Annotated in this window: 21 protein-coding genes and 2 pseudogenes; 9 read left to right on the top strand and 14 right to left on the bottom strand. The window is 60.8% G+C overall.

The window, feature by feature from the left end; genetic code table 11:
- Positions 1-250: 250 nt before the first annotated feature.
- Genes LOZ74_RS09430 through LOZ74_RS09420 form a run of 3 tightly spaced genes read left to right on the top strand, consistent with a single transcriptional unit; the run spans position 251 to position 6,253 of the window.
- Positions 251-3,004 (top strand): DNA methyltransferase, encoded by a 2,754-nt coding sequence (locus LOZ74_RS09430; protein ID WP_230291003.1) that lies wholly within the window; start codon positions 251-253, stop codon positions 3,002-3,004.
- Between the two features lie 5 nt (positions 3,005-3,009).
- A complete protein-coding gene (locus LOZ74_RS09425; protein WP_230291002.1) occupies positions 3,010-5,073 on the top strand; it encodes a DEAD/DEAH box helicase in 2,064 nt (687 codons plus the stop codon).
- A complete protein-coding gene (locus LOZ74_RS09420; protein WP_230291001.1) occupies positions 5,066-6,253 on the top strand; it encodes a GIY-YIG nuclease family protein in 1,188 nt (395 codons plus the stop codon). Before LOZ74_RS09425 ends, LOZ74_RS09420 begins: the two co-directional genes overlap by 8 nt.
- A gap of 163 nt (positions 6,254-6,416) precedes the next feature.
- Here the strand turns inward: LOZ74_RS09420 and LOZ74_RS09415 are convergent.
- The 9 genes and pseudogenes from LOZ74_RS09415 to LOZ74_RS09375 form a co-directional block, all read right to left on the bottom strand.
- Positions 6,417-6,611: pseudogene (locus LOZ74_RS09415) on the bottom strand (transposase domain-containing protein); the annotation flags it as partial.
- A 107-nt stretch (positions 6,612-6,718) separates the two neighbouring features.
- Positions 6,719-7,726 carry a site-specific integrase gene (locus LOZ74_RS09410; RefSeq protein ID WP_222888005.1) on the bottom strand — a complete coding sequence of 336 codons (1,008 nt, stop codon included), beginning with the start codon at positions 7,724-7,726 and terminating at the stop codon, positions 6,719-6,721.
- Positions 7,719-8,675, bottom strand: coding sequence for a tyrosine-type recombinase/integrase (locus tag LOZ74_RS09405; RefSeq protein WP_222888007.1), 957 nt, complete (start codon positions 8,673-8,675; stop codon positions 7,719-7,721). The genes LOZ74_RS09410 and LOZ74_RS09405 overlap by 8 nt, the downstream gene beginning before the upstream one ends.
- Positions 8,675-9,916 carry a tyrosine-type recombinase/integrase gene (locus tag LOZ74_RS09400; RefSeq protein ID WP_222888009.1) on the bottom strand — a complete coding sequence of 414 codons (1,242 nt, stop codon included), beginning with the start codon at positions 9,914-9,916 and terminating at the stop codon, positions 8,675-8,677. The genes LOZ74_RS09405 and LOZ74_RS09400 overlap by 1 nt, the downstream gene beginning before the upstream one ends.
- Before the next feature lie 140 nt (positions 9,917-10,056).
- A pseudogene (locus LOZ74_RS09395) lies at positions 10,057-11,400 on the bottom strand (IS66 family transposase); the annotation flags it as partial.
- Positions 11,401-11,432: 32 nt separating this feature from the next.
- Entirely contained in the window at positions 11,433-11,789 is a 357-nt protein-coding gene (gene tnpB, locus LOZ74_RS09390; RefSeq protein ID WP_230291000.1) for an IS66 family insertion sequence element accessory protein TnpB, read from the bottom strand.
- The gene (locus LOZ74_RS09385; protein ID WP_230290999.1) at positions 11,786-12,214 is read right to left on the bottom strand and encodes a transposase; all 429 of its coding nucleotides are present in this window, start codon (positions 12,212-12,214) and stop codon (positions 11,786-11,788) included. The genes tnpB and LOZ74_RS09385 overlap by 4 nt, the downstream gene beginning before the upstream one ends.
- A gap of 168 nt (positions 12,215-12,382) precedes the next feature.
- Positions 12,383-13,285, bottom strand: coding sequence for an ImmA/IrrE family metallo-endopeptidase (locus LOZ74_RS09380; RefSeq protein ID WP_230290998.1), 903 nt, complete (start codon positions 13,283-13,285; stop codon positions 12,383-12,385).
- The gene (locus tag LOZ74_RS09375) at positions 13,282-13,605 is read right to left on the bottom strand and encodes a helix-turn-helix domain-containing protein (protein WP_230290997.1); all 324 of its coding nucleotides are present in this window, start codon (positions 13,603-13,605) and stop codon (positions 13,282-13,284) included. Before LOZ74_RS09375 ends, LOZ74_RS09380 begins: the two co-directional genes overlap by 4 nt.
- Before the next feature lie 131 nt (positions 13,606-13,736).
- Between LOZ74_RS09375 and LOZ74_RS09370 the strand changes: the two genes are divergently transcribed.
- The 6 genes from LOZ74_RS09370 to LOZ74_RS09345 all read left to right on the top strand — a co-directional run bounded on the left by LOZ74_RS09370 (position 13,737) and on the right by LOZ74_RS09345 (position 18,507).
- Positions 13,737-13,970: a DUF2188 domain-containing protein gene (locus LOZ74_RS09370; RefSeq protein ID WP_038575574.1), complete on the top strand. Its 234-nt coding sequence runs from the start codon at positions 13,737-13,739 to the stop codon at positions 13,968-13,970.
- 52 nt (positions 13,971-14,022) lie between these two features.
- Positions 14,023-15,600 (top strand): adenylate/guanylate cyclase domain-containing protein, encoded by a 1,578-nt coding sequence (locus tag LOZ74_RS09365; protein WP_230290996.1) that lies wholly within the window; start codon positions 14,023-14,025, stop codon positions 15,598-15,600.
- 6 nt (positions 15,601-15,606) lie between these two features.
- The gene (locus LOZ74_RS09360; protein ID WP_230290995.1) at positions 15,607-16,329 is read left to right on the top strand and encodes an E2 domain-containing protein; all 723 of its coding nucleotides are present in this window, start codon (positions 15,607-15,609) and stop codon (positions 16,327-16,329) included.
- Between the two features lie 17 nt (positions 16,330-16,346).
- On the top strand, positions 16,347-17,282 hold the full coding sequence (locus tag LOZ74_RS09355) for a TIR domain-containing protein (RefSeq protein ID WP_230290994.1): 936 nt from the start codon (positions 16,347-16,349) through the stop codon (positions 17,280-17,282).
- A 20-nt stretch (positions 17,283-17,302) separates the two neighbouring features.
- Entirely contained in the window at positions 17,303-18,016 is a 714-nt protein-coding gene (locus tag LOZ74_RS09350; protein ID WP_007013879.1) for an adenylate/guanylate cyclase domain-containing protein, read from the top strand.
- 260 nt (positions 18,017-18,276) lie between these two features.
- Entirely contained in the window at positions 18,277-18,507 is a 231-nt protein-coding gene (locus tag LOZ74_RS09345; protein WP_230290993.1) for a hypothetical protein, read from the top strand.
- A gap of 12 nt (positions 18,508-18,519) precedes the next feature.
- On the opposite strand, the gene LOZ74_RS09340 is transcribed toward LOZ74_RS09345, so the two are convergent.
- The 5 genes from LOZ74_RS09340 to trbC are packed head-to-tail and all read right to left on the bottom strand — an operon-like array spanning position 18,520 to position 25,933.
- Positions 18,520-21,222, bottom strand: a complete 2,703-nt coding sequence (locus LOZ74_RS09340; RefSeq protein WP_230290992.1) for a conjugal transfer protein TraG N-terminal domain-containing protein — start codon at positions 21,220-21,222, stop codon at positions 18,520-18,522.
- A 39-nt stretch (positions 21,223-21,261) separates the two neighbouring features.
- The gene (locus LOZ74_RS09335) at positions 21,262-22,686 is read right to left on the bottom strand and encodes a conjugal transfer protein TraH (RefSeq protein ID WP_230290991.1); all 1,425 of its coding nucleotides are present in this window, start codon (positions 22,684-22,686) and stop codon (positions 21,262-21,264) included.
- A 1-nt stretch (position 22,687) separates the two neighbouring features.
- The gene (locus LOZ74_RS09330) at positions 22,688-23,524 is read right to left on the bottom strand and encodes a conjugal transfer protein TraF (protein WP_230290990.1); all 837 of its coding nucleotides are present in this window, start codon (positions 23,522-23,524) and stop codon (positions 22,688-22,690) included.
- Positions 23,505-25,226 carry a conjugal transfer protein TraN gene (locus LOZ74_RS09325; RefSeq protein ID WP_230290989.1) on the bottom strand — a complete coding sequence of 574 codons (1,722 nt, stop codon included), beginning with the start codon at positions 25,224-25,226 and terminating at the stop codon, positions 23,505-23,507. Before LOZ74_RS09325 ends, LOZ74_RS09330 begins: the two co-directional genes overlap by 20 nt.
- A complete protein-coding gene (gene trbC / locus LOZ74_RS09320) occupies positions 25,223-25,933 on the bottom strand; it encodes a type-F conjugative transfer system pilin assembly protein TrbC (protein ID WP_230290988.1) in 711 nt (236 codons plus the stop codon). Before trbC ends, LOZ74_RS09325 begins: the two co-directional genes overlap by 4 nt.
- Between the last annotated feature and the right edge of the window lie 9 nt (positions 25,934-25,942).

The following is a 25,942-nucleotide window of genomic DNA, read 5'->3' as shown; positions in this document are numbered from 1 at the left end:
GAGCTCCTGGACCAGATTGAGGGCTATTTGGCGCGAAGCGGTACGAAGGCCAGCATGTTTGGTAGGCTGGCCGTTGGGGACCCCCGGTTTGTTCAGGATCTTCGCGAAGGGCGCCGGCCGAGGCGCAAAACGCAGGAGCGGGTGAGGCAATTTCTAATGGAGAAGAGCTCTTAATGTCCCAGCCGTTGAGAAGTAAACCGTAGGCGGTCTCGGCTTGTTCTCACCCCCGTTCACGTTCTAGTGATGGCGCATGAATGCAGTTGAGATCGAACAGGCAATTTCGGAGTTAGCGGAGCTTCCCTTTGACCGGGCTGAGTTCCCGTTTGCGTTCCTTGAAGCATTTGGAAATAAAGCCACAACACTCAAGAAGCTGCGTAGCGGGGCCTCAAACGCGTCCGATCTGCCGAGCGGCGTGCTTCAGCGTAGCAACATCCATATCGCCACCTGCGACGTCGGGGCCGTCGACCAGGCGCTCAAGGCGCTGCGCGAAAGTCCGAAGACCGCCGCGGCCAAGGCCAAGTTTATTCTTGCCACCGATGGAGAGGATTTCCAGGCGGAAGACCTCAATACCGGCGAAACGGTCGCCTGTACCTTTGCCGACTTCCCTAACCACTTTGGCCTGTTCCTGCCCCTTGCCGGCATAACCACGGTCAAACAGATCCGCGAGAGTACGTTCGACATTCGGGCGACGAGCCGGCTGAACAAGCTTTACGTCGAGCTGCTGAAGGACAACCCGGAGTGGGCGACGGCCGAGCGCCGGGCCGACATGAACCACTTCATGGCCCGGCTGATCTTCTGCTTCTTCGCCGAGGATACCGACATCTTCAACGGTGAGGGCCTGTTCACCCGGACTGTCGAGCAGATGAGCGCGCGGGATTCGAGCAACACGCATGACGTCATCAGCCAGATCTTCCAGGCGATGGACACCCCCACGCGGCACGAAGGTAAGCTAGACGAGCGCTATCGCAAGGCAGCCGGTACGCCGCGCTGGGCGGACGTATTCCCCTACGTCAATGGCCAGCTGTTCTCAGGCAACACGGATGTGCCGCGCTTCAGCCGGATCGCGAGGGCTTACCTGATCCAGATCGGCAACCTGAACTGGAAGAAGATCAATCCCGACATTTTCGGCAGCATGATCCAGGCGGTCGCCGACGACGAGGAGCGCGGCGCGCTAGGCATGCATTACACCAGCGTGCCCAACATACTGAAGGTGCTGAACCCGCTGTTCCTCGACGACCTGCGGGCAGCGCTCAAAGACGCGGGCGACAATGGCCGTAAGCTGCTCAATCTGCGCAACCGCATGGCGCGCATCCGCGTTTTTGACCCGGCATGCGGATCGGGAAATTTCCTTGTCATTGCCTACAAGCAGATGCGGGAGATCGAGGCCGAGATCAACATGCGGCGAGGCGACGCCAACCGGAAGTCGGCCATCCCCTTGACCAACTTCAGGGGTATCGAACTCCGTGATTTTCCGGCCGAGATCGCGCGCCTAGCCCTGATTATCGCCGAGTTCCAGTGCGACGTGATTTATCGAGGGCAGAAGGAGGCGCTGGCCGATTTTCTTCCTCTCGACAGCCAGAACTGGATCACGAACGGGAACGCGCTGCGACTTGATTGGCTGGCACTTTGCCCGCCGGCAGGGTCCGGGGTCCGTATGCAGGCCGATGACCTGTTTGGCACACCGTTGGATCAGTCTGAGATCGACTTCGAGAATGAAGGCGGCGAGACCTACATCTGCGGCAATCCCCCATATATTGGGGACAAATACCAGACGAAGGAGCAGAAGGACGATCTCCGGACCTTTAAGTCCGGAAAGCAGGAGGTCCGCGCGGTCGACTATATAGCAGGCTGGTTTTGGAAGGCGTCAGACTACATCAGTCACGGAGGACGCTTTGCCTTCGTATCCACCAACTCCATCTGCCAAGGGGTTCAAGTGCCGCTGATCTGGCCTAAGATTTTCGGCAACGGACAGGCCATCTTTTTTGCGCACGAGAACTTCATGTGGGGCAACAACGCCGCCCGCAATGCGCAGGTCACCTGCATTATTGTTGGCGTCGCCGATGCCCAGGAACGGCGGAAATTCATCTATTCCGACGCGGCACGAAAGGAGGTTGCCAACATCAACCCCTACCTGTCGCCTGGCGACACCGTCATCGTGGCAAGGGCATCCGAGCCGATTTCAGAGGTTGGCGTGATGTTCGGCGGGAATATTCCGCGAGATCAGGGCAACCTCTTGCTCTCGACAGACGAGATGCACGCGCTGCTGAATGAATACCCGCAGTCAAAGCCTCTGGTTCGGCCGATCGTGGGCTCGGCCGAATTCATTAACGGCCTGCAGCGGTACTGCCTCTGGATTTCGGACGAACAGGCCGAACTGGCTTTCTCAATTCCTCCGATCGCGGAACGGCTTTCAAAGATCCGGGAGTATCGGCTGAACGGTAGCGAACGCGGGCGCGCCGGTTTAGACACTCCCTACAAGTTCGAGCGGACGATTATCGGTAACAAGCACACCATCGTGGTGCCAAGCGTCTCGTCCGAACGTCGTGAATATTTGCCGTGTGGGTTGATGCCGCCAGACGTGCGGGTATCTAACCTGGCTCTCGCCATCTACGACGCGCCTCTCTGGAACCTTTCAGTTATAGCCTCCCGGCTGCACCTCGTTTGGGTCGGCGCCGTCTGCGGAAAGTTGGAAACGCGTTACCGCTACTCCAATACCATGGGATGGAACACTTTCCCGATACCGACCACGTTGACTGAACAAGGCAAGGCCGACCTTACCCGCTGCGCGGAGGACATCCTTCTCGCGCGCGAGGCCCATTTCCCGAAGACGATTGCCGAACTCTACGATCCCGCGAAGATGCCCGACAACCTTCGTCATGCACATGAGCGTAATGACGAAGTGCTGGAGCGGATCTACATTGGACGGAAGTTCCGTAACGACACCGAACGGCTCGAGAAGCTTTTCGAGCTCTATACCAAGATGACCGGCAAGAAGGCGGCCTAAACTGCATGGCAAACGGCGATATCATTCCCACGGTCACCTTCCGCCCCGCCGGCACCGGTGCGACGGCTAAGGCGAACGAACTCGGCATGCGGCCGATGCAGGCCCGCGCCTATGACAAGCGGGGCGAGCAGTACCTGCTGATCAAGTCGCCGCCAGCCTCTGGCAAGTCCCGCGCTCTCATGTTCATCGCGCTCGACAAGCTGACAAACCAGGGCGTGAAGAAGGCGATCGTCTGCGTGCCGGAGCGCTCGATCGGTGCGAGCTTTGCAAGCGAACCGCTCAGCAAACATGGCTTTTGGGCCGACTGGGTGGTCGCCCCCCAGTGGAACCTGTGCAACACGCCCGGCGCTGACGATCCCAAGGTGGCCAAGTCCAAGGTCAAGGCCGTCGGCGAGTTTCTCGCCGGGGATGATCGGGTGCTGGTCTGCACCCACGCCACGTTCCGCTTCGCATTTGACGAGTTTGGTGTGGAGGCCTTCGACGATACTGTCATTGCCATCGACGAATTTCATCATGTCTCGGCGGATGCTGGCAACCGGCTTGGCGCCCAGCTTGCCCAGCTGATCGGGCGCGACAAGGTCCACATCGTCGCCATGACCGGCAGCTACTTCCGGGGCGATGCCATCCCCGTGTTGGCGCCGGAAGATGAGGCGAAATTCGAGACCGTCACCTACACATATTACGAGCAGCTCAACGGCTATGAGCATCTGAAGGTGCTCGACATCGGCTACAGCTTTTACATCGGCCGCTACACGGACAAGATCTCAGCGCTTCTCGACCCGACAGTGAAGACCATCGTCCACATTCCATCGGTCAATTCGCGCGAGAGCCTCAAGGACAAGCACCGCGAGGCCGAGGACATCATGAACCACCTCGGCGACTGGCATGGCGTGGATCCAGATACGGGCTTCCATCTGGTGCGCACCGCTTCTGGCGGTACGATCAAGGTGGCCGACCTGGTCGACGACGACGCGGCCAAGCGCGACAAGGTCGTGGCTTCGCTCAAATCGCCTGAAGCCCGGGCCAACCGGGACTTCGTCGACATCATCATTGCGCTTGGCATGGCCAAGGAAGGGTTTGACTGGATCTGGTGCGAGCATGCGCTGACCGTCGGCTATCGCTCCAGCCTGACCGAAATCATCCAGATCATCGGCCGCGCAACCCGCGACGCTCCGGGCAAGACGCGGGCGCGCTTCACCAACCTGATTGCCGAGCCAGCGGCAGACGATCCGCTCGTGGTCGATGCGATCAACGACTACCTCAAGGCAATTGCTGCCAGCCTGCTGATGGAGCAGGTGCTCGCGCCCCGGTTCGAGTTCACGCCGAAGGATGCCGGGCCGAAGGAAGGGTTCGACTACGGCGAAGACGGCTACAAGCCCGGCAAGACCAATATCGGCGTCAACGCCCAGGGCCAGATGCATTTCGAGATCAAGGGCCTGAAGCTGCCGACCAGCATCGAGGCGACGCGGATTTGCCGCGAGGACCTCAACGAGGTGATCGCCAGCTTCGTGCAGGACAAGTCGGTGGTAGAACGCGGCATGTTCGATCCTGACGTAGTGCCCGAGGAACTGACCCAACTTAAGATGGGCAAGATCATCCGCGAGAAGTATCCCGAACTGAGCGCCGAAGACCAAGAGGCCGTGCGCCAACATGCGATCGCGGCGATGAACGTGACGCAGCAGGCCAAGGCCATGATGGGTGGAGACGTCGTTGACGGCGAGATCAAGGCGAACACCGCCTTCATCGACGGCGTCCGCAAGTTCGCGCTCAGCGTAACTGACCTCGACATCGATTTGATCGATCATGTCAATCCGTTCGACGCGACCATAGCGGTGATGGCCAAAGCCATGGACGAGAAGACGCTGCTCCAGGTGCAGGCGGTGATCAATGCCAAGAAGGACAAGCTGACATACGAGGATGCCCGGGCGCTGGCGGAGCGCGCGCTGGAGTTCAAGCGTGAGCGTGGTCGGCTGCCCTCGCAGACCTCGCAGGACGCCTGGGAGCGCAAGATGGCCGAGGGCATTGCCTTCCTTCAGCGCCATGCCGCAAAGGCCGGCGCTGATGGCTGAACTGAGCGACCTCGAACTGCTGGCGGAACTTGGCGTCGACATGACGCCCGAGGTGCAGCGCGCGCTCACGCCGCTGCAAGAGCGGATTGTCGCGGGGTTCGAGGACGTTCAGCGCTTCGTTGCCGAGAATGGCCGGTTGCCGCAGCATGGCGATGACCGCGACATCTTTGAGCGGCTCTATGCCGTGCGTCTCGACCAACTTCGCGGCATGCCGGAAGCGCGTGACCTGCTCGCGCCGCTTGATGCCGACGGCATTCTAGACGGAGCGACACTTGCAGCCGCACCTGCGGCGCTCGACGACGAGGCCCTGCTCGCCGAACTCGGCATCGCGAGCGGTTCCGGCAACGACATTACTCAACTTCGCCACGTATCGTCGCGCGCGGAGAAGCGGGCGGCCGAGGAGATAGCCAACCGTGAACCTTGCAAGGATTTCGCGGAGTTCAAGGGACTGTTCGAGCGGGTCCAAGCGGACCTTAAGGCGGGAGCCCGGCAGGCCAAGGTGCTTGATCAGACCGAGGTCACCCTGGCGGAGATCCAGCCCGGCAACTTCTTCATCGTCGGCGGACAGCTTGCCTACATCGCCGACTCGACCGAGGATTTCGTTACCCAGTACGAGCGCAAGGACCGCCGTGTCCGCGTCATCTACGACAACGGAACCGAGGCGACAGTCCTGTCGCGATCCTTCCAGAAAGCGCTGTACCGGGACGACACGGCGCGCCGCATCACCGAGCTTAGTGCTGGGCCTCTGTTTGGCGATACTGCCGAGCCGGATGATCTCGCCAGCGGCACGATCTACGTCCTACGGAGCAAGTCAGCTCACCCTTACGTGGACCAGCACCGCGAGCTGATCCACAAGATCGGGGTCACAGGCCAACCTGTCGCAAGCCGGATCGCCAATGCCCGCAATGACCCGACCTTCCTACTCGCCGATGTCGAGGTCGTTGCCGAGTACAAGCTCTACAACATTAATCGTAGCAAGCTTGAAGGACTGATTCACCGCGCTCTTTCTCCAGCGCGGCTTGATCTGTCTGCTGGGGACCGGTTCGGCAAGACCGTCCAGCCCCGCGAATGGTTTCTCGTGCCGCTAAATGCGATTGACGAACTCGTGGCCCGGATCAGCGACGGGACGGTGACTGATCTTAGATACGATCGGGAGCAAGCACGCTTTATTCCGATCTGACGCTAAGCCAAACTTGGCCAATGTCACGCCATGCTATGGGGCCAGTAAAGCGCCATGCGAAATGGATATCGTCCGACACCGCCGCAATAGCCGTCGTTCAGCCGTTCAAATCGGCTTCACGAAACCTTCCGTTCGTTCATCAAGCTCTCAGTAAGCGGTGTTCTCAGCCCACGGCGGCCCAAGGCATGAGTTCGGCGATGCCGTTTGCAGGATGACCGTTGGCCAGCCTGGCCAGTGTATCGGTCAGCCAGATGTGCGGGTTGATGCCGGAGAGCTTGCAGTTTTCGATGAGCGTGGCGATCACCGCCCAGTTGTCGCCGCCTTCGTCGGAACCGGCGAACAGGGCATTCTTGCGGTTATGCATAGCTTTCCATAATCGGAATTATGCGAAGCGCCGGATTATGCGCAGGTGCTGGCGGCAAACCCCGAAATTGCGTCGGGGCCGCCGCCATGAACTCCACATAATCAGAGGGACTTAAGGAAGCTCAATAGGTTGTCGGAAGCGTGAAACCGGCCGGGCACGGCGGTGCTTGGCTGCAGCTTCATCAGTGCCTTTTCCTTCATCGCGAGGTCGGCCTCCACGTACATGTGCGTCGTTGCGGTGTCCTCGTGTCCCAGCCACAGGGCAATGACGGTTATATCGACGCCCGATTGAAGCAGGTGCATTGCCGTCGTGTGCCGCACGACATGAGGCGTAACAGGGCGTTCAAGGATGCCTGGATGCTTGAGGCCCGCGGCGGCTACCGCAAGGTCCAGGCGCTGTGTGACGTTGGAACGGGACATTCGGCCACCGCTGCGACTTGGGAAAAGGATGCTATCGCCAGCGGGATCGCCGATCCGTCGGCGCCAGGACTTGATGAGTGCCGCGGTGGCTCGCCAGAGTGGCACACTCCGTTCCTTGCGCCCCTTGCCGCGCAGGTGGACGGCAGGTTGGCCTTCAAGCACAACGTCTCGACACCGGATGCCGGTCATCTCGGAAACGCGGGCACCGGTATTGTACATCATGCTGAAAAATGCCCGATCGCGCTGCCCGGCCCAACTGACCCTGTCCGGGGCTTCGATGATCGCACCGATCTCGGAACGCGACAGAAAACCCACCATTGGCCGATCGAACCGCTTGAGCGGGATCGCCAGCGCTCGTTCAATCACGGCCAACGATGCAAGATCGTGATGCGCCGCGAACTTCAGGAACGTCCTGATTGCAGCCAGGCGTGCATTGCGGCTTCGCACGCTGTTGCCCCGATCCTTCTCCAGGTGGTCGAGGAAGGCGAGCAGCATTGGCGCGTCGAGATCGGGCAAGGCGATGGCACTGGGCGTCCGGTTCAGCGCGGCGGCAGCATAGGTGAGCAGCAGGCGCAGGGTGTCTCGATAGGCCGCTATGGTCTGGGCGCTGACGGCGCGTTGCTGCCGAAGATGATCCACGAAGAAACGCTGCACGAGCGTTGCGAGGGTTGGAGGGACCAACTCAGCCATTGCCCATCTCCCCACATGCGAAATCTTCGAAGCGGTTAGCGGCGGCGGCCATCAGATCGGGGATGCCGGTTAAATACCAGTAGGTGTCCGATATCTTGGCATGGCCGACGTAGGTGGAGAGCGCAGCGATTGCATTATCGATATCGGCGCCATCGGCTTGCCACCTCTGGATGCGTCGACAGATGAATGTGTGGCGGAAATCGTGGATGCGGACTTCGGGATATGCGCCGCGAGCAACGATCCCGGCTGCGCTGCGCAGTCTCTGAAAGGTCCAATGCACGGCACGTGATTTTAGCGATCGTTCCGGCGTCGAAACGAAAAACGGCTCGTCTGCAGCGCGTGAAAGGAATCGGTCCCGCACGGCAAGGTAGTCGGTGAGAGCGCTGGCGACGGTCGAATGGAACGGCACATGCCGCGACTTGCAAAACTTCGTCATCCGAACCGTCAAACACCGGCTGCCAAGGTCTACGTCGGCGCAGCGCAACTTGATCGCCTCGGAAACCCGCAAGCCGGTTGCGGCGATCAAGCCGTATAAGGTCTCGTATGCGGCAGGGCGCAGACCGCCCATGGGTTCGAGGTGCCGGGCTGCGGCAAGCAGCGCCGTCACCTCTTCCTCAGTGTAAATATGCGGGGTGGCGCGGCGCTGGGATTTGCCGAATATCCGGGGTGGCGGAAACTCCGTGGCTGGATCAACGCGCGACAGATAGGTGGCAAAGGGGCGGAGAGCATCAAGGCGACGCGCCCATGCGCGGGGCCCGTCGGTCTGAGCGTGTCCCTTGGCCCACTCGATCACGAGGTCCGGCGTCAGGGAACCGGCGTGGCCAGCGCCATCGAAAAATCGGGCGAAGGAGCGCAACTGGCTCGCACTTGGACCCGTCGTCCGAAACCCCAAGGCCTGACGTTCGACCAGAAAAGCCTCGACGTGTGTTGCCATGATCGTGGTTGTCATCACGCCCTCCCTGGCCAGGGCATCGCGACGGCAGATAGCCGGCTGATATCGATCTTGGTGTAGATCTTCGACGTATCGAGGCTTCGATGCCGCAGGATATCGGCGATGTGCTTCATGGGCGTACCGTCGCGGAGCAGCCGACTTGCGATACTGTGGCGAAGCACGTGCGGATCGGTTCGATGCCATCCACATCGAGCGAAGGCGGCCGTCACCGCGCGCTTGGCGACACCTGCCTTGATGGGAAGGTCATACGGCGCGACGTGACGGACGAAGATCGCGCGGTTGTTGGACTTGGGTCGTTCATGCCGCAGGTAATCTGCGATCGCGTTGCCGGTGACGGTCGGCAATGGAAGGGTGTCGGTGAAATGCGTCTTGGTTCTGGCTATGCGAACGATCCCGTTCCGCCAGTCAATATCGTCGATGCGCAGCTTGACGACTTCAGAGCACCTGAGCCCAAGGTCGGTGATGCACCTCACCATCGCGTAAGCGCGGCGCCGGGACGGCAGCCGATCGTCGAATGACGCGAGTACCGCATCAATCTGAGCGGGTGACAACACATCGGGTAAGGCCGCCAAGCGCCAATGGGCCGCGCGCGGGATGGCCTGCAGGAGCTTGCCCACGTCGTCCCCCAACATCTTACGGAACTTCAAATAGCAGCCGACAGCTCCGCCGGCGACGCGCACGGCACCGGCACTCCAGCAACGACCTTCACCCAAGACAAAACGTCGCACGTGGGCCGGGGCGAGCTTCTCAGGATCAATCTCGTCATCCCCAAACCGCTCAATGAGCAATCGCCGGACGATCTGGGCACGTTGTCGCCGTGTCGTATCCGCTAGACCGCCGACATCGCGCATGTGTCGATCGAAGGCCGCCAACTCGGTGCTGACGCAATCTCTCTGTTCCGCGAGGGAAATCTGACCGTGAGATCGCAGCACTTGCAGCAAATGTCGAACGGCGACCCGCAGCTCGTGGCGCAATTTGCGAACTGGCGGATGGCATGCGCAGGTTGGCAGATGGGTGTCGAGAAACTGCAGCTGGACAGTCTCATCGATCTGCAAGAGTCCCAAACCTTCCTCGGTGACCCACTTCGCGAAATGCGCCACGCAGGCCAAATACACGCGCACGGTGTTGGAATGATACCTGCCAGCACGGAGATAGGAGACATACTCTCCTTCAATCGCTGCAAGGACACTGGTCGATAGCCAGCGGCGTGGCTCTGGCTGCAAAAGATCCGGTACCATAAAATCGCTCCTCTCCAGGTGGTCGGGTGGAGAGGAACGATATTATGTGGAGTGAAAATCAGTCAGGCCGCGCCATAGCTGGCAGAAAACCGCGGGTTGGCCCCATCAGGCAGTGCCCACCTGCGCATAATCCTGCGCTTCGCATAATTCCGGTTCAGCGCGAGGGGCCGGATAGAGCGTTCGACGGTGTTGCTGTCGAGGTCGACGCGGCCGTCATCGAGGAAGCGTGAGAGACCATCCCAGCGGGAGAGCGCGTAGCGGATCGCTTCCCCGAGCTTGCTCTTGGCGCTGACCTGACGGTTCCGGGCATCGAGGTAGTTGTGCAGGTCGTCGACGATGATGCGGCTGCGTTCGTCGCGGACCTGACGGCGTCGTTCGGCGGGGTTGCCGCGTACCTCGTTCTCGATGGCGTAGAGCGAGGCGATGCGGCGAAGCACCTCGGTGGCGACCGGCGATGTATCGGCGAGCTCGTAGAACTTGCGGCGTACGTGTGCCCAGCAGAACGCGAGGCTGATCTGGTTGCGGCGCCTGGCGAGCGCGGCATAGCCGCCATAGCCGTCGACCTGCAGGATGCCCGCAAAATCGCCGAGATGCGCTTGCGCCCGTTCGCCCTTGCGGTCGGTGGCATAGACGTAGGCAACCATCGGCGGATCATCGCCGCCCCATGGACGATCGTCGCGCGCATAGGCCCATAGCTGCCCGGTCTTGGTCCGCCCGCGCCCGGGGTCGAGCACCGGCGCTGTGGTCTCGTCGGCGAACAGCCGTTCGGATCGTCGCAGCCGTTCAAGGATATGATCGCGCAACGGGCGCAAGTACCAGGCTGCCCTGCCGACCCAGTCGGCCAGCGTGGATCGGTCAAGCTCGATGCCCTGCCGGGCGTAGATCTGTGCTTGCCGGTAAAGTGGCAAGTGGTCGGCGTACTTGGCGACCAGCACCTGCGCGATCAGTGCTTCGGTGGGAATGCCGCCTTCGACGATCCGCGCCGGCGCAGAAACCTGCACGACCGCGCTCTCGCACGAGCGGCAGCCGTAGCGCGGGCGGCGCGTCACCAGCACGCGGAACGTGGTGGGCACGACATCGAGGCGTTCGGCCACGTCTTCGCCGATCTGGTGGAGCGCCCCGCCACAGCAGGGGCAGGCCTTGTCTTCCACATCGACGACCTGCTCGATCCGCTCGAGATGCGCCGGTAGCGAACCGCGATTGGTCTTGCGCGGGCGGACGGCGGGCTCCCGGCTCGCCTTGTCCCTGGCATGTACGGCCTCGGCCAAGGCCGTCTCGACTTCCTCGAGGGCAAGCTGGAGCTGATCGGGATCGAGCTGTTCTGAGCGGCGACCGAAGCGATGACGCTGGAGGGCATCGATGATCATCCTCAGGCGCTCGACCTCGGCCTTGAAAACCTTGAGCGCATCAAGCTCGCGGGCCTGTTCGAGGACTAGCGCACGGAGCGCTTCGACGTCTTCGGGAAGGTCCGCTTCCATGAGCATGAAAGGCAGTGAATCAGTAGGCGAAGGCCCCGTCAACCGGCAATCTGCGGGGCCATGGGGCGGCGTCCGCCATGTACGCGGCGCCAGTCTAGGCCCTCCAGAAGCGCGCCGAGTTGCGCGGCGGTCAGACGCATCACGCCATCGCGGATGCCCGGCCACTTGAAGCCGCCGGTCTCGAGCTTCTTGGCCATCAGGCACAGGCCGGTCCCGTCCCACCAAACCAGCTTGATCCGGTCCGCGCGCTTGGCGCGAAAGACGTAGATCACGCCCGAGTAGGGATCGCCGCCGTACTCGGCGCCAACGAGCGCCGCCAGCGCGTCTGGCCCCTTGCGGAAATCCACCGGACGCGTTGCGACCATTACGCGCGCGCCAGCCCCAGGTCCGATCATCGCGTCGCCTTGAGCGCTTCGATCACCGCGGCAATCACACCGACGTCGGCACCGCGGCCGATCTTCACTGCTACACCGTCGATCTCCAGTTCGACGGCTGCAGCTGCGGTGCGACGTCGACGGCGGGGACGCCGCGTAGGAGCAGGATCAGGCACCGTGCTCACCTCCATTACGGCAGGCACGAACGCGACCGCTTCCGGCTCTGTCGCAGGCAGTGTCACACCTTCGGCCTCAAGCCGCTTCCGCAAATCCCGCCGCCATGCGTAAACCTGCGAAGGATCGAGCCCATGCCGGCGCGCTACGGCACTCACACCCTCCCGGCCCGAATAGCACTCAGCGACAATCGAAGCCTTCACTTCGGGCGGCCAATCCCGCCGCTTGCCCGCGCCCGTAAACACCTCGAACCGCTGCGCGCCCTTGCTCACAGGATTATCACCCGAGATTATCATAGTAGCAGCGCACTCCCGCCCAATCAGGGCGCGGAAACTCGGCGCTACGCTTCAACCGCGCAAGGTGGGCACGGAACAGCGCTTACAGCTCTCACGGTGGACTGCCGGCCTGATCTGGGGACAAAGCTGTCGTGCCCCACGCCCCTACTCAATGCGCAACTTGCGCCGCATCAGGTCGAAGGAATCTTCAACCTCGTCTTCGTCCATCCACGTTCGCTTTTCGGCTCGACCAAGATGCAGCAGCGAGATCGTGAAATCGTAGTGGTCGGAGACGAGGGCGATTTCCTCGCATGGCTCGGCCAACCATACGTCTGCGCCATGCTCGATTGCGCCCTTGCTATTCAGAGGATCGGAGCGCGCGGCGAGGGACAGAGAGGGCACCGCAATCGGTGGGCGGCCAACCGTCTTAAAATATGCACCGGTCTTGAGCGCGCGATCACTCGATCTTGCCCAAAGAATAAAGCCGTCTCGCGAAACGACGAGCACGGACCGGCGCTCGGTGAATTGGAGCCAACGTAACGTCGCCGCTATCAGCGAAACGTCGTATCTCGCAGCGCAAGCGCCGATCTCGTCAAGGGTGGGTTTCGCTTTTGGGTCGATTTGTCTGCGGAAATCATCGAGAGGCATAAGCAGGCCGACGGCAAATTCGTTAGCCTGTTGCTCGATCTGTGCGTATTCGCTGTCCCAGCGCACCATGTCCTGGTCGCCGCATTCCATCCCATCGGGATATGCAAGGCGGTGAAGCAGGTAGTGACCGAACTCATGTCCCAGCGTGAAATTGACCCGGCCTGGCGACCTGATCGCATCGCTGTAAACGATCCCCCAACCTTTCTTCGCCGATGGGGCGCGGTAGAGCGCGCCATCGAACCCCGGCAAGGACGCACCCTTCACCAGCGTGATCGGGTCGTCAGGGAAACGCTGCTTTGAATATTCCTTGGCGAGCTGTGGAATATTGACCGGAAAGCGCTCCGGTGCATCGCCGTACACTGCATTGAGCATTGTCGTGATGGAGTTTGCCCAGCGTTGCGGCGACCAGCTCTTGGTCATGTATCCTCATCCCAAAGCTTTATGATCTGACGCACTTTTGCCTTCGTCGCGGAATCCATCTTTCGATATTGGCGATAAAAACGCGCATCGGCCGCATCTTCCTGCGACAGTTCATCACCTTCGTCGAGTAAAAACTCGATTGTTGTTTCAAGTTGTTCGGCAATTTTTGCGAGTTTTTCCGCAGACGGCCTTGGAGGGTTCTTGTTTTCCAGCTCCCATATATAGCTTTTACTTGACCCCGTTAAATCAGCGAGCTTGTCCAGCGTCAATCCCTTCTCTTTGCGCAACTTACGAATCTTTTCCCCAATGATATTTGCCAAAACCGCTTCTCCCGCCTTGCCGTGTTCGGTGTAGAGGTATTTTATAGGCTTGACTGCCGAATGGCAACTGTGCAAGCATGTTCGGAGTAGAGGTATAAAGTGTGCCTCGCGAGCTTTACGGAGCACAGCTCATGGGCAAAGGGCCAAAGTCCCACCACGTCGTACCGAATCCAAACGGCGGATGGGACGTGAAACGGGGTGGAGCAGGACGCGCGAGCGTACATGCGGACACCAAGCGGGAAGCTATTGATCGGGGTCGCGAGATCAGCCGCAATCAGGGCACCGAATTTCGCATCCACAATAAGGATGGCCGCATCGCCAGCAGCGACAGCCATGGCAACGATCCCAATCCGCCAAAGGGCTGATTGCGGTCAACAATGAAAGCGCAGCCTGTGATGCTGCGGAGAGTGAGGTAGAATGGCCTGGAATCAGGAACGTGCAGCACTACGCATCCAGCGGTTCAAAGAGACCGTTCCGCAAGGTGAAATTGTCGTCGAGGATTTTGCCCGGTATCTGGGTGAAAGGCGAGTTCTGAAGGCGAGCGGCGGGCTCACTGAAGATAAGCTCGCAATTCTTCGTGTACCCCGCAACCGCGCCATCACAACGCACGGTGTGCATATCTATGCGAACCTCATCGATTTCAACGGTGTCCTTGAAGACGCTGGCGTTGAGACCGAAGCGAGCCATCGGCGCGCTTTAGAATTCCTGCATACACACTACAGTGCCTGCGACAGCCTTATCGACGAGTTTGAAATCCAGCGCGTCGATTTCCACGGCTCACGTCTCCATGCTGTCGTGCTAACCCCGGAAGGGCGAGAGAACGAACCGGAGCGCATTCGCAAGGCAATCTCGTTTGCAGCGGCATTTCGTCAGATGGTCGAGCGCCTCGGCAACGATTTCCCCGAGTTTCAAACGGCGGTGCGGGTCGGCATAGACAGCGGTCCGGCGGTGGCAATCGATAGCGGCAAGCGTGACGAGCCCGACCCCCTTTTCATCGGCAGCCCTGCAAACCATGCGGCCAAGCTCGCTGACGGAGACGAAGAAGGCATCTTTCTCAGCAATCGTGTGCAGCACGCGAGAGACCAGAACGCGCCAACTTCTTTCACCGCTCTGGCAAAGGCCGTGGAAACAGGATTTCTGCAAGAGGGCGTCAGTGCCCGAGGTCAGACATTCGATGCCGACACGCGTCTGGCGAAAGCCTATATTGATTTTGAAGCTCAGATGAAGCGCCGCGAATATCCCGAGCAGGCTTCAGATGCAGCCTTCCGCTTTCACCATAAGGAACCGCCGCTCAAGGACATCGTGTTTGCCGAGCATCCCCCCAGCAACGCGATACGCATGCCACTGGCCTCGATATTCGCAGACATCGAAGGTTTCACTGCCTATGTGGATCACGCCATCCAGACCGGAAATGTAGCTGAAGCCGTTGCCAATCTGCATGTGCTCCGCGCCGAGATGGCTGCTGTGCTGCGGGAAGATTTTGGGGGGCGCAAAGTGCGCTTCGTCGGCGATTGTGTGCACGGACTTCTCGCAGAGGGAAATTCTCGCGAGACCAACGCGATGGATTCCGTCCGTGCCTCAGTGAACGCGGCAGGTGGTATTCGTTCTTCCTTCGATCTTTGCAAGATGGCCTTGCCGGGTATCGCGGGCCTCGGCCTTGCCATCGGCATCGACTTCGGCCCGACACCAATCTGCCGCATCGGGCTTCGCGGTGCGGCCAGCGTCAGGACTGCGACAAGCCGCGCCACCTGCGTTTCGGAGAACGAACAGCGCCGGTGCACAGGAACGGAAACCGCGATAGGCGAGAAGGCCTATGCGGTTGCGCCTGCCGTCGTTCGGCAAATCTTTGGGAGTGAGCGCGTCATTTCCAACATGGATTATGATGCGTCGGCAATGCTTCTGGGAACAATGGCATCGCCTTACGTTTCGTCTGTGCAGGCGGAGCCGATGCGCGCGCACGCACCCGAGCCAATGAGGGCACATGCGAAGCTGTGAGCGACCATGCCATCCCGTCATTTAGAAGGCAAATGCCCCGCCTGGTTTTCGATAGAAACATCGTCGTCGCTGTTTCTTGTAGGCACAGCGTATGTGCCCGGCACTCTCTGGTCGGGCTCCGGCGTCAAATTGCACATACAGGGATATTCGACGCTCAGCGTCAGGGAAGAATCTCCTGCCACAAAATTCCCGGCCCGTTGTCCCGAACGCCACATACAACGCGATCAGACCTTTTGTCTGGGCCTGCATACTCTCGAAGTGGTATCGGACGAGACGGCCATTCAATGGTGGGAGCAACTAAGACAGTACCTTTGCTGCCAGTCGATTGCCGAAAAGACAGGTATCTGGCCGCCAGCGCACGCGCTCGACCATGGCGGTGCAGGCGAATGGCACGAAAAGGCGCTCATCGCGGCACGCGAGCTTGGCTTTGAAGAGGAATACGCCGCCGCCTATCTGGGCGAGCCCTCATGGATCACCGATCCCAATCTTCGTTTTTTCGACAAGAAGGGCAACCCGATCAACGGTCGGGCACCATGCCCAAGAGGGTGCAAGCACAAAAGTCGTCGCAAGTGGCCGATTGTGCGCAAGGACTGCAAGAAGCGGACGCTAGCGCTGGAACTTGTCTCTTGTGAGCAGAAGAGGAAGTTTCATCTTGAAAAATACTGGCAGGATGCCCGCGCTTTGGGCGAAACTTGTTGCGGTAAAATGAAGTCGTGCGGATTACGCTGAAAGAATTGGAGGATACTATGGGCGCATTGCTGGATAGATTTAGTGGAGATGAAAACAAAGACAGGCTCATAGAAGCGGTTTGCGGCCAGGATTTGGTCGCGAATGACAAGGACCTTGCCGAACAGATCGTTGCCGCCGGGGTGTTGCAGGAAATTGCCGATGGCGATGTCATCATCAAGCAAGGCGACTGGGACGACGACCTGTTTCTCCTTCTTGCCGGAAAGATGCAGATCACCATCAACGGGCGTCCGCAGGCGGTACGCGAGGCTGGCACGCATGTAGGGGAGCTTACCGGTACATCCCCAGCGCGGCCTCGCACGGCTACCGTTTCGGCGATCGGCGAGGCGCTAGTACTTCGCCTCAAGCGCACTGCGCTGGATGACATTACGCGCGATAGCCCTGCCTATTTGAAGCGGATGCTTGATGTGGTCGCAGGACGGCTTGACGAGCGAAACAAGGGCATTGGGCAGACAAATGACATTCCCAGAATTTTCGTGGTTTCGTCATCTGAGAAGATCGGTGTCGCGAATGAAATCGTGCGGAATCTCGATTCCAAGGAAATTGCAGTTCAACTGTGGGATAAAGGGACATTCGGCATTTCCGATTATCCCATAAGCTCGCTGATGGACGCGATTGAATCGTCCGACTTCACGATTGCCGTTGTCGGGGCGGATGACACCCTCACCATGCGAGGCGAAACCCATCAAGTTGCTCGCGACAATGTCCATCTCGAATTTGGGATTTCTCTCGGCGTGCTGGGGCGTCGGCGATCAATGCTTCTGGTTTGCGCAGATGACGGCGTTCGTTTGCCGAGCGATGCAGCAGGTTTGACCACGTTGCGATATCGGACCGGTTCCGACGATGAAATGAAGCGCACGGTGCGCAACGCCTGCATCGAAGCGAAGGAGCACATTGAAAAGGAAGGCGTGTTCACCGACAGGCGCGCCCGCTGATTGCTTGATGTGAGGTCCGAATGTCTTCTTTCGTCGATACGTTGAGCGATTCCGTCGATGACATTTTTTCCGTCGCCTGGGATGAGCGCGAGGGTCGGACCGTGCCGGATTCCGACAGCGTGACGCTTCGCAACGGTGCCGTGAAGCTCGATGCTGTGTTCCTCTACGCCGATTTGGCTGGATCGTCTCGCCTTGCCCGCGTTTGCCAATGGCAAACGACGGCGAAGATTATCCGGGCCTATCTTGACGTTGCCACCCGCCTCATCAGGGCCTGGGGAGGAGAGATTCGCAGCTTCGACGGTGATCGCGTGATGGGGGTCTTTATCGGAGACACGCCAAACAGCAACGCTGCGAACTGCGCGAGAGAGATAGACTACGTCGTTGAAAAGATCATCGCACCGAAAGCACGGGAAAAATTTAAATCCGTGCGCGACAACGACTTGCAAATCACCCACTGCGTAGGGATCGACGTGGGTGTGGCCCGCGCCGTTCGCGCTGGCATCAGAAATAATAACGATCTCATTTGGATAGGAAAGGCACCAGCATTCTCGGCCAAGCTTTCCGATGTGCGGAACTATCCGTGGTGCGTCTATATTTCTTCGCGTTCGTATAAGAAGCTCACTGATAGCGCAAAATACGATGGCGACGGCAAAGATATGTGGGTCGGTGTCGAACGCACAGTCGGCGACGTTAAAGAAACTGTCTACAAGACCAAGGTGATCAGAAAACCTTGATGCCCGTGGCAGCCCGACTTTTGCCGCATTGCAAATTCCCGTTTCGCCCTCGACTACCTGCCGATTAATGCCGCGCCCTTGCGGGCCGTGCTCTCATGAACCGCGCCAACCCTTGGCCGTCACGCCAGTCGAGTGTCCGGACCGTCCCCAACACTCGCCATGCGAGAGGAGAGAGCCCTGCTTATGGTAGGAGCCCATCGGCGTCTGTCGAATTTCCTGTCCCCTGACTCTGTTTCTGCTATGTTCTAAGGAGAGGCGAGATGAATGCGATTATGACTAAATTCGATATCGATGCAGCAGAGTCACAGCGCCCAAAATCTTGGGAGGGCTTCTCGGAACTCGATCAAGCGATCCGTGACAATCGCCTGATGGAGTATCGGATCAAGAAGTCCTGGGCCGACCCTTGGGGGCGGAAGCTCACAATTGTCGGTGTGACCGTTATCTTAGCGGTGTTCTTGTTCCTGGCAGGTGCCTCGTTCGGGCTCTGGTGATTGGGCTGTAGATCACCATTCCTTCACTTCATCGGCAGACTCCGCGCTCGCACCCTGTGCGCCCTTGGTAACCGCATCAAGGCGGCCTCTGGGTCCGCGGATCCGTTGGCGACCGGCATCCTGAGCGCGCAGCACTTCGTCGTGAATAGTGCCTGGGTCCACCTGCGGCACGTTTCCAGAACTCCCTCCTCCGATTTGGGCACGACCTCGGACAGATCCCGGTCCTGTCACCGACGGGCGCGAGATTGGCTGTCCTGGCGTCAGTACGAGCCTGTCCTCGATCCCGTCGCGCAGCTGTTCCGCGTAGCTATCGATGAATTTGCCCTGCAGCGCCTGACCTTCGGGGCTGAGCTGGAATGTCAGGTCGTCGAACCGGACATTGCCGTAGAAATCGCGATTGCGTTCGATTTCGACCAAGCCCCATTCGCGGTAGGCCTGTGACAGGTTGAGGCTGCCTGCGGCGCTGTTGCCTTCGAAGGACGATGCCTGGCTTTCAAGGCGATTCGCCAGTTCCTCAGCCCGCCGCGCTTCGCGGCTGTAACTCTGCGCCTCGGTTAGCGAAGCGTTCATGCCGCTCGCGGTCGACGAAATCGAGGAACTCGACGAGGTGCTGACGCTGCGAACAAACCCGTCGCGCGTGCTCGACCAATTCCGGCTGTCCGACATCTGTGCGAGGCTGCCGAAGATGCGTGAGCGGTCCTCAGAAGCGATGCCGATATCGCTGTCAGTCCATGTGCGGGTACCGCCAGCTTTCGCTCCTACGTTTGCCGAAAGAACACCATTAGTAACGCCAGCATTTGCGCCAGCTTCGCCCCCAAGGAACCAAGCGGTCGAAATGTCGTCGGCGGCCCTCCGTGACAGGCCGAACTGGCGCTGCAGGTTCGTCGATGCCTGGTCGACCTCGTTGAAGGCGGTCTGGATGCTGTCGGAGTTGGATGTTCCGGTCGCGCTCTCGAAAGCCGATCCGCGGCTGAATTGGCTGCGTAGCTCGCGGAACTTTGTGACGGCGCTGGTGGTCGATTCCGTGGCAATGTTCGCATAGCTCTCGCTGTTCGAGCGGGCCTGCGATGCCATTGTCGAGAGGCGCGAAGTGAACTCCTGGCCGAGGCTGGGCGTGAAGGGATAGCTCGAGTTGGGAAGCTGGTCATAGCTGGCTTCAGGGAAACTCGTCGTCATCGAGCCCGTATCGCTGAACGTCCGGGTCTGCGCCGCGCCATAGGTGAAGCTTGGCGCGATCGTCCCTTGTGCGAACTGGCGCGTCAGCACACTCGAATTCTCGAAGCTGGTATTGCCCAGCGAGACGTTGCCCGTACTCGCCTCGCGCGCCGCTTCCTCGGCCGCGTTCTGGCTCGGATTGAGGTAGCTGGTCGCATGATGCGAAATCGCCATGGCGCCCTTGGCGACGCCGCCGGCCAGAAACGGCACCGACGCGATGAGATAGCCTGCAAGCAGCCCGATATCGCTGTTCACATCCGCCATGCCGGTGAAGCTTGCAAGACTGAGACCATTGCCACCGGCAACCGCGCTCATGTCTGCGGCGCCTTTGTACATCAGCATCATATGCAGGATCACGAACAGCGGTCCCCATGCCGCCAGGTAGAAGAAACCTGTCACATAGCCTTTGAGTGCCAGCGGCCCGGTCTTGGGCAGCAGGAACAGCGGGAAGAGGACCGGAAACAGGGCGTAGAAGAGCACGGTCAGCACGACATTGAGAAGCGGCACCCACTTCATCGCATTGCTGGCAATCGAGCCATAGGTCCGCTCGGTCTGAATATCCGCACGCGTCTGGGCGTAGACATCGACATTGCCCGCGCCGCTCGTTGCCGCCATCGAATGCATGGCCTGGCTCATCGCGTTTATCGTCAGCGTCTGCTTAAAGATCTCGGTCGCATTGGCGGAGACCCCGGTGAGGTACTGGTAAGCCACCGGCAGGTCAGCAAAAAGCTTGGCCTTGGCGAGGGCGGCGGTCTGGTTGGGATAGAGCTGGCGTCCGAAGATCGTCCCCATGCCGTCGATCAGTCCGGCCCACTGCGCGTTCAGCGCATCATAGGCTTCGCGGCAGGTGATGATATTCGAAGTCATCTGACCGGTTCCGGTGTCGCGGGTGAGGAGGCGCTGGGCCCGCGCCTGACTGCCGGGCGCGATGGTCGTCCAGATGTCGCTGGTCTCGGCGAGCTCCTTCATCGAATATCGGCCAAGCAGCACGTCGTAGAACACGCATTGCCGGAAATGCTCGTCGAGATTGGCGGCAAATTCCGGGTCGGAAATGCGCAAGGACCGCGTGGCATCGTAGAGCCGCGCGCCGTAGATCATGCCATTCTTCGAGTAGTTGAGATCGCCCGGCAGCCCGAACACCACCTCGGCAGAGCCAGTCAGATAGTCGCCGACCTGGCTCGTGAAGCTCGCCATCAGCGCAAGCCCCAGCGGCACATTGCTGACATTGGCCGGAGCAAGACTAGGGTTGAGCCGGTCGGTCACATGGACGTCGAGCCGCGGCACCATCAGGCACGAATAGATCAGCGTCGCGCCGAGGAACCAGTTGATCCAGGCCCGCCAGTCCTGATTGAACGCCAGCGTAATGGCGGAGAGGCCAAGCCCCATGACCATGACGACCTGCAGAAGGCTCTTGTAGCCCCCATTGCCCGTCCAGGCGGCGACCGCCTGAAAGACATTGACCAGGTAGTCGCCGCCGCCAACCGTGAAAATCTCGACCATGATGCTGGGCTCCCGCCGCTTTCGGCGCGCTGAAAGGGATCAGTGGGTAAGGGCGCGCGATTGCACGCCACGCGACCAGTCGAGCGAGGCGGCCATTCCGGGCGACATCGATGCGGCGAGCACGTTCTCGATGAACGCGGTCTTCTCGATGATCTGCATGATGGCGTTGACCTTCAGATGTGTGTTCGCCTGCCTGTCGGCGAGCGCCTGCCGGACGACATTCACCTGACCCTGCCACATAGCGATCTTGGCCTCGTCCGCGCCGATGAAGCTCGACATCGAGCGGCCCGCTTCGCTGACGATCCGGTCGAGGACGGCGAACAGAAGATCGACACTGGCGATCTCCGCCAGCGTTTCGCGGTCGTCGGTCGGCATGCCGCGGCCATAGGCCGCCTGGACAGTCAGGATCTTGTAAAGCGGGATCGAGGCAACTTGCAGAAGTTCCTTCTGCGCGTCGGTGATCGCGGTGTCGTCATGGATCGCCTGGACCATGCCGGCAATCAGGGCTGCAACCCGCGGGCGCAGCGCCTTGGACGCGGGAAGGCTGAGCGACTTGAAGCCTGGATCGAGGCACTTGTCCGGCTCGTCGCAATCGAAGATCAGGACGTTCCCGTTGCTCGTCCCATCGAGCAGTGAAGTAACCAGCGTCGAGGACGCTTCCCCGACAATCGGCACGAACTTGCCCGGCTCATCATCCTTGGGCGGGACATAGATAATCGTGCCCAGCAGCGTCATTGCATATTCGGCGAGTTCCTTGTCGAAGGTGCCATTCGGCGAGAAGAACGCGGACTTCTTGAGGATCGTCCAGGTGTAGTTTCTCGCGACAGCGGGATTGACGTCGTCATATTTGCCCGAGCCCTGCGCCGTCGTGCTCGACCGCTGGCCCTTGGTGCCGCACCCGTGCTTGGCGGCAGCATAGTCGGTGAAGATGCCTTCCGAATTGCCGATCGCCTCGCAGATCGCCTTGTCGGCCAGATCGCCCTTGGGCCAGATGCCGCCCACCAGCCCCTGCGCCATTTCGCAGGAGTTGATGTTGAGGTTGTTCATGAGCTGAGCCTTCTGGCTGAACTCCTGCATGATCTTCGAGCATTCCGGGCAAACCGTGTCGATCGCCAGGCTGAAAGCAAAGCCGACCGCATTGTTGGCGACAGCCTTCAGCATCGCGACGATCTCGCTCGCGTTGATGAAGCTGAAGGATCCGGCGAAGATGTCGATGCCGCCGCAGCCCGCGCGGGCGCGCGGCAATTGCAGATTGGCGATGTTGGTCGTCTTCTGCGGGAAGCGCGTCCAGACGTTGCCGAGGCTGTAATAGCCTGCTGACTGACCCTCGAACGCGGTCGGCCCATTGACGTTGGCGGCGCCGCCGACATCGTTGAGGAACGAGTCCATCGAACTGCCGACATCGGCCGATGCACTGGTCAGGGGGAGGGTGGCCGCGAGGATCGCGGCGACGGCACGTTTCATCCTAGTAGTCACGTCCGGCTTCCTTCGATGTGAGGAGGTAAATGCGATCCTGAAGCTCGTCGGCGCTCATCACGCCGTAACCTATCGGGATGGGCTGGCCCTTGGCGGCATCCCAGAGCACCACCGCCGGCGTGACCTTGGGCTCGAGCCCCATCCGGCTGCGCTGGTTGGTCTCGACCGTGTAATTCGGGAAATGGCGTGAGGGGCCGCCGTCGGTCGAAATCGCGCGCACCGTGATGTGCCAGGTCGAAGCGACGCTCTGGACGATCGGCGACATGACTTCGCAGGCGCCGCAGCTCTGGGCGAAGAAGTAGAACAGCCCGTAGCGTTCGGACAGCTGCGCCATGACCGCATTGCGCTCGGCATTGCGCGAGTCCTGCCACTGGCGCTTGCCGAGCGTCGAGACCGGGCGCTGGAGCGTATAGTCGAGATCAGGATCCTGCCAGATCGCCCGCTGCCAGACGTCGCTGAACAGCGATGCCCGGTCGAGCTGGGCGCGCTGAAAGCGGATATAGGCCGTCACGTTGGCCGGCGTCGGTTCTAGGATCGCCTTGGCTTTCAGTTCGCGCAGATTTGCAGTGATGGCATCGAGCTGGCTCGTCGCACCCGGAGCAGGCTCGGATGCCTCCTCCCGCACTTCGGGCGGCTTGGGCCTGGCGCAATAGAACCAGTACCCAAGGCGCCGCTCCTCGCAGTAGAAGCTGTCCTGGCTGTCGCTGGTCGTCACCAGTGGTGGCTCCTGGCTGCGTGCCGGAGCACTGAGCGCAGGCGCAACGGCGGTGAGCGAGAGGCAGGCGGCAAGCAGCCGCCGGGTGGCCTTATTGGCTGGCGCGGGCATAATAGTCCTCGATTTTCTGCTGGATTTCGGTGGCGGCCTGGAGCTCATCGGGCAGGCGCGCGGCGTCGGTGAATTCGGCGTAGACCTCGCTGAAATCCATCTTCGAGAGATCGAGCCGCGAAAACTCGTCGATGGTAAAGCCAAGGCACTGCTCGGTCTTGGGCTTGCCCCAGGGCTTGTTCAGCTGCTGGCGGCCCTGTTCCTGCAGGATCCGCGAAAGCTTGGATTCAAAGCAGCAATAGACCTTCTTCTTGGTGAGGCAGACGCCCAGGAAACTGTCCGAGCAATAGGTCCCGACATAGGCGCACAGGCCCTGCACATCACGCTGGTGAAGCAGCATTTCCTCGCGGCTGCAGCCGAGCGCGACAAGCAGCTGGATACCCGGAATGAGCGGGAAGCCTTTGCCCTTGCAGCAGTTGAGCACGCCGAAGACCTTGGACGAGCAGGTATTGCGCGTGCCCTTGAACAGGGTGAGCGTGTCGGGATCGAACTCGCGCCGCGCCTGGTCCATCGCGTTGAGCGCGACGACTGCATCCTTGAACTCGTCATTGGCCTCGCGCTCGATCGTCTCGCACGAGCCATCGATGCAATAGACGTCGCCGTCGCAGATGAACTGGCTGGTATCGGCAGGCTGGTCCGGAACCGGACAGTCGTAGACCCGCTCCCAGGTCCGACAGGGCTCCCCCGAAAGGCAGTCTTCGCGCACCAGCGAGCAGCCGGGCGTGCTTTCCAGCGTCTGGCAGTCCTGAGCTTCGGTAAATTCGGTGCAGGTATAGCTGCGCGACCACGCCCAGCAGGGCTGGGTGACCGCGATGCCGTCGACAATCCGGGTGACAGGATCGCTGTCGGTGCAGGACTCGGTGTCCTGCTGGCATGAGCTGTCCGCAGCAAGGCCCGCGCACTGGCTTTCATCGCGGCTCGTCGTGACGACGTTCTCGCCGGTTACGGTGTAGGGCGTCGCGCCATCGATCGGTGCAGTGCAGCTTACGAGATCGACGCGCAGGTCGCCCGAGTTACAGCCCCAGTAGATACCGAGATAGGGATCGCACAGATTGATCGGATAGGACTGCGTGACCGTGCACTGCGGCGCCGGGTAGCGATTGCAATTGTAGATCGACGCCGGATCGACGCCGCTCCCGCCGACGCAGTAGTAGCCATAGACCTGCCGCTGCTCGATCGTGGCATTCAGCGTCACCGGGCAGGTTCTGGTCTCCTGGGTCGCGGTATAGCCGACATTGCAGGTCGCCATGTAGCGCGCTGCCGTACCACTTCCCGGAGGTAATGGGACGCACCGCCCCTGGCTCCCGCTGATGCTCATACCGCTCGTGTAGGAGAGCGGATCGTCGTTGATGACATTGCTGCGCGCGACAACAGCGTCGAGGTCTTGGGGCGCGAACTGCGCACGGCGATCCATGGAATCGCGCATGGTCCGGTATCCGGTGTTTGCCGTTGCCTGGCTCGCGGCTTCACGCGCCATCCGGTCGGGATCGTCAAAATAGCCCGACTGGTTCGGGACTCCCCCGAAATTGGGAACGCGGTTTGCGTCCGGGTCGGTCGTCGCCGCGCTCTGCGCTGCGGCCGCCTGGTCGCGCCCGAACGCCTTGCCGTCCGCCTTGGCGGCATCGGTTGTGGTCTGAGCCGAGACGCTTGTCGGCAGACAGGCGCAGGCGAGGTAGAGAAGGGGGAGGAGAAGCCGCTTCATGGGTCACTCCGTTGCAGGCGGGCAAGGTGCTGGGATGCGAGAAGGGCGCCGGGACCGCCGCCTTGGGCGAAGGTTTCGAGCGCATAGGACACGCTGACATTACCGCTCATCCGGTCGTGAGGCGGAACCTGGGTCCGGCAATCGAAGCCATCGCAGAGATCGAAATCGCTGCTGGTCACCACATAGGTCGGGACCGCCTCGATCCCGAAAGCGCGAAACAAGCGCGGATCGATGCCGACCGCGTCGAGCTTGCCGCCGTCCGCTGCGACTTTCGCGAGCGCTGCGGTCAGGGTCTTGGCGCTGCCTCCTGGCAGCCCGCGAAGCACGACCACACCGCCTGCGCGGGCGACGTCGTCCGCCATGGCGCGCAAGGCCGCTGGCGGCATCGAGAGCGAAGCGAACGCGATGAAGCGGGGGGCTTCGCCCAAGCCCTCGCTGGCCATGGTGCCCGCGTCGGCCACCATCTTGTCGAAATCGAAGGCGTCCTCGCCTTCTGGCCGCGCGGATCTTGCCGCCTGCTCGGTGTAGCGCTTGCCGTGCGCCTGGGCTTCGGCGGCGCTGTCATTGGCTTGGCTAAGGACAGCTTCGGCGCGCGCACGGGCATTGGCGGCAAGCGCATCGGCTTCGCTCGCCTCGACCTTGGCGCGGGCGCGTATCGCTTCGAGATCGAGCTCCGGCTCGCTCGTCTGCGCTGCGGCTCCCGCCATAGCGGCGGC

It is taken from the genome of Croceicoccus sp. Ery5, from assembly GCF_020985325.1.
In the GTDB taxonomy this organism is placed as follows: Bacteria; Pseudomonadota; Alphaproteobacteria; order Sphingomonadales; family Sphingomonadaceae; genus Croceicoccus.
Note: the sequence above shows the minus strand (reverse complement) of the source record. Positions and strands in the feature narration are given on the sequence as shown.

What these genes read in the sequence shown, in the direction of transcription:
- LOZ74_RS09355 (WP_230290994.1), top strand. Translation starts at nt 16,347, where the DNA reads ATGGGCGCATTGCTGGATAGATTTAGTGGAGATGAAAACAAAGACAGG.
- LOZ74_RS09400 (WP_222888009.1), bottom strand. Translation starts at nt 9,916, where the DNA reads ATGGTACCGGATCTTTTGCAGCCAGAGCCACGCCGCTGGCTATCGACC.
- LOZ74_RS09350 (WP_007013879.1), top strand. Translation starts at nt 17,303, where the DNA reads ATGTCTTCTTTCGTCGATACGTTGAGCGATTCCGTCGATGACATTTTT.
- LOZ74_RS09345 (WP_230290993.1), top strand. Translation starts at nt 18,277, where the DNA reads ATGAATGCGATTATGACTAAATTCGATATCGATGCAGCAGAGTCACAG.
- LOZ74_RS09360 (WP_230290995.1), top strand. Translation starts at nt 15,607, where the DNA reads ATGCCATCCCGTCATTTAGAAGGCAAATGCCCCGCCTGGTTTTCGATA.
- LOZ74_RS09430 (WP_230291003.1), top strand. Translation starts at nt 251, where the DNA reads ATGAATGCAGTTGAGATCGAACAGGCAATTTCGGAGTTAGCGGAGCTT.
- LOZ74_RS09335 (WP_230290991.1), bottom strand. Translation starts at nt 22,686, where the DNA reads ATGAAACGTGCCGTCGCCGCGATCCTCGCGGCCACCCTCCCCCTGACC.
- tnpB (WP_230291000.1), bottom strand. Translation starts at nt 11,789, where the DNA reads ATGATCGGACCTGGGGCTGGCGCGCGCGTAATGGTCGCAACGCGTCCG.
- LOZ74_RS09370 (WP_038575574.1), top strand. Translation starts at nt 13,737, where the DNA reads ATGGGCAAAGGGCCAAAGTCCCACCACGTCGTACCGAATCCAAACGGC.
- LOZ74_RS09420 (WP_230291001.1), top strand. Translation starts at nt 5,066, where the DNA reads ATGGCTGAACTGAGCGACCTCGAACTGCTGGCGGAACTTGGCGTCGAC.
- LOZ74_RS09330 (WP_230290990.1), bottom strand. Translation starts at nt 23,524, where the DNA reads ATGCCCGCGCCAGCCAATAAGGCCACCCGGCGGCTGCTTGCCGCCTGC.
- LOZ74_RS09380 (WP_230290998.1), bottom strand. Translation starts at nt 13,285, where the DNA reads ATGACCAAGAGCTGGTCGCCGCAACGCTGGGCAAACTCCATCACGACA.
- LOZ74_RS09340 (WP_230290992.1), bottom strand. Translation starts at nt 21,222, where the DNA reads ATGGTCGAGATTTTCACGGTTGGCGGCGGCGACTACCTGGTCAATGTC.
- LOZ74_RS09325 (WP_230290989.1), bottom strand. Translation starts at nt 25,226, where the DNA reads ATGAAGCGGCTTCTCCTCCCCCTTCTCTACCTCGCCTGCGCCTGTCTG.
- trbC (WP_230290988.1), bottom strand. Translation starts at nt 25,933, where the DNA reads ATGGCGGGAGCCGCAGCGCAGACGAGCGAGCCGGAGCTCGATCTCGAA.
- LOZ74_RS09365 (WP_230290996.1), top strand. Translation starts at nt 14,023, where the DNA reads ATGGCCTGGAATCAGGAACGTGCAGCACTACGCATCCAGCGGTTCAAA.
- LOZ74_RS09410 (WP_222888005.1), bottom strand. Translation starts at nt 7,726, where the DNA reads ATGGCTGAGTTGGTCCCTCCAACCCTCGCAACGCTCGTGCAGCGTTTC.
- LOZ74_RS09425 (WP_230291002.1), top strand. Translation starts at nt 3,010, where the DNA reads ATGGCAAACGGCGATATCATTCCCACGGTCACCTTCCGCCCCGCCGGC.
- LOZ74_RS09405 (WP_222888007.1), bottom strand. Translation starts at nt 8,675, where the DNA reads ATGACAACCACGATCATGGCAACACACGTCGAGGCTTTTCTGGTCGAA.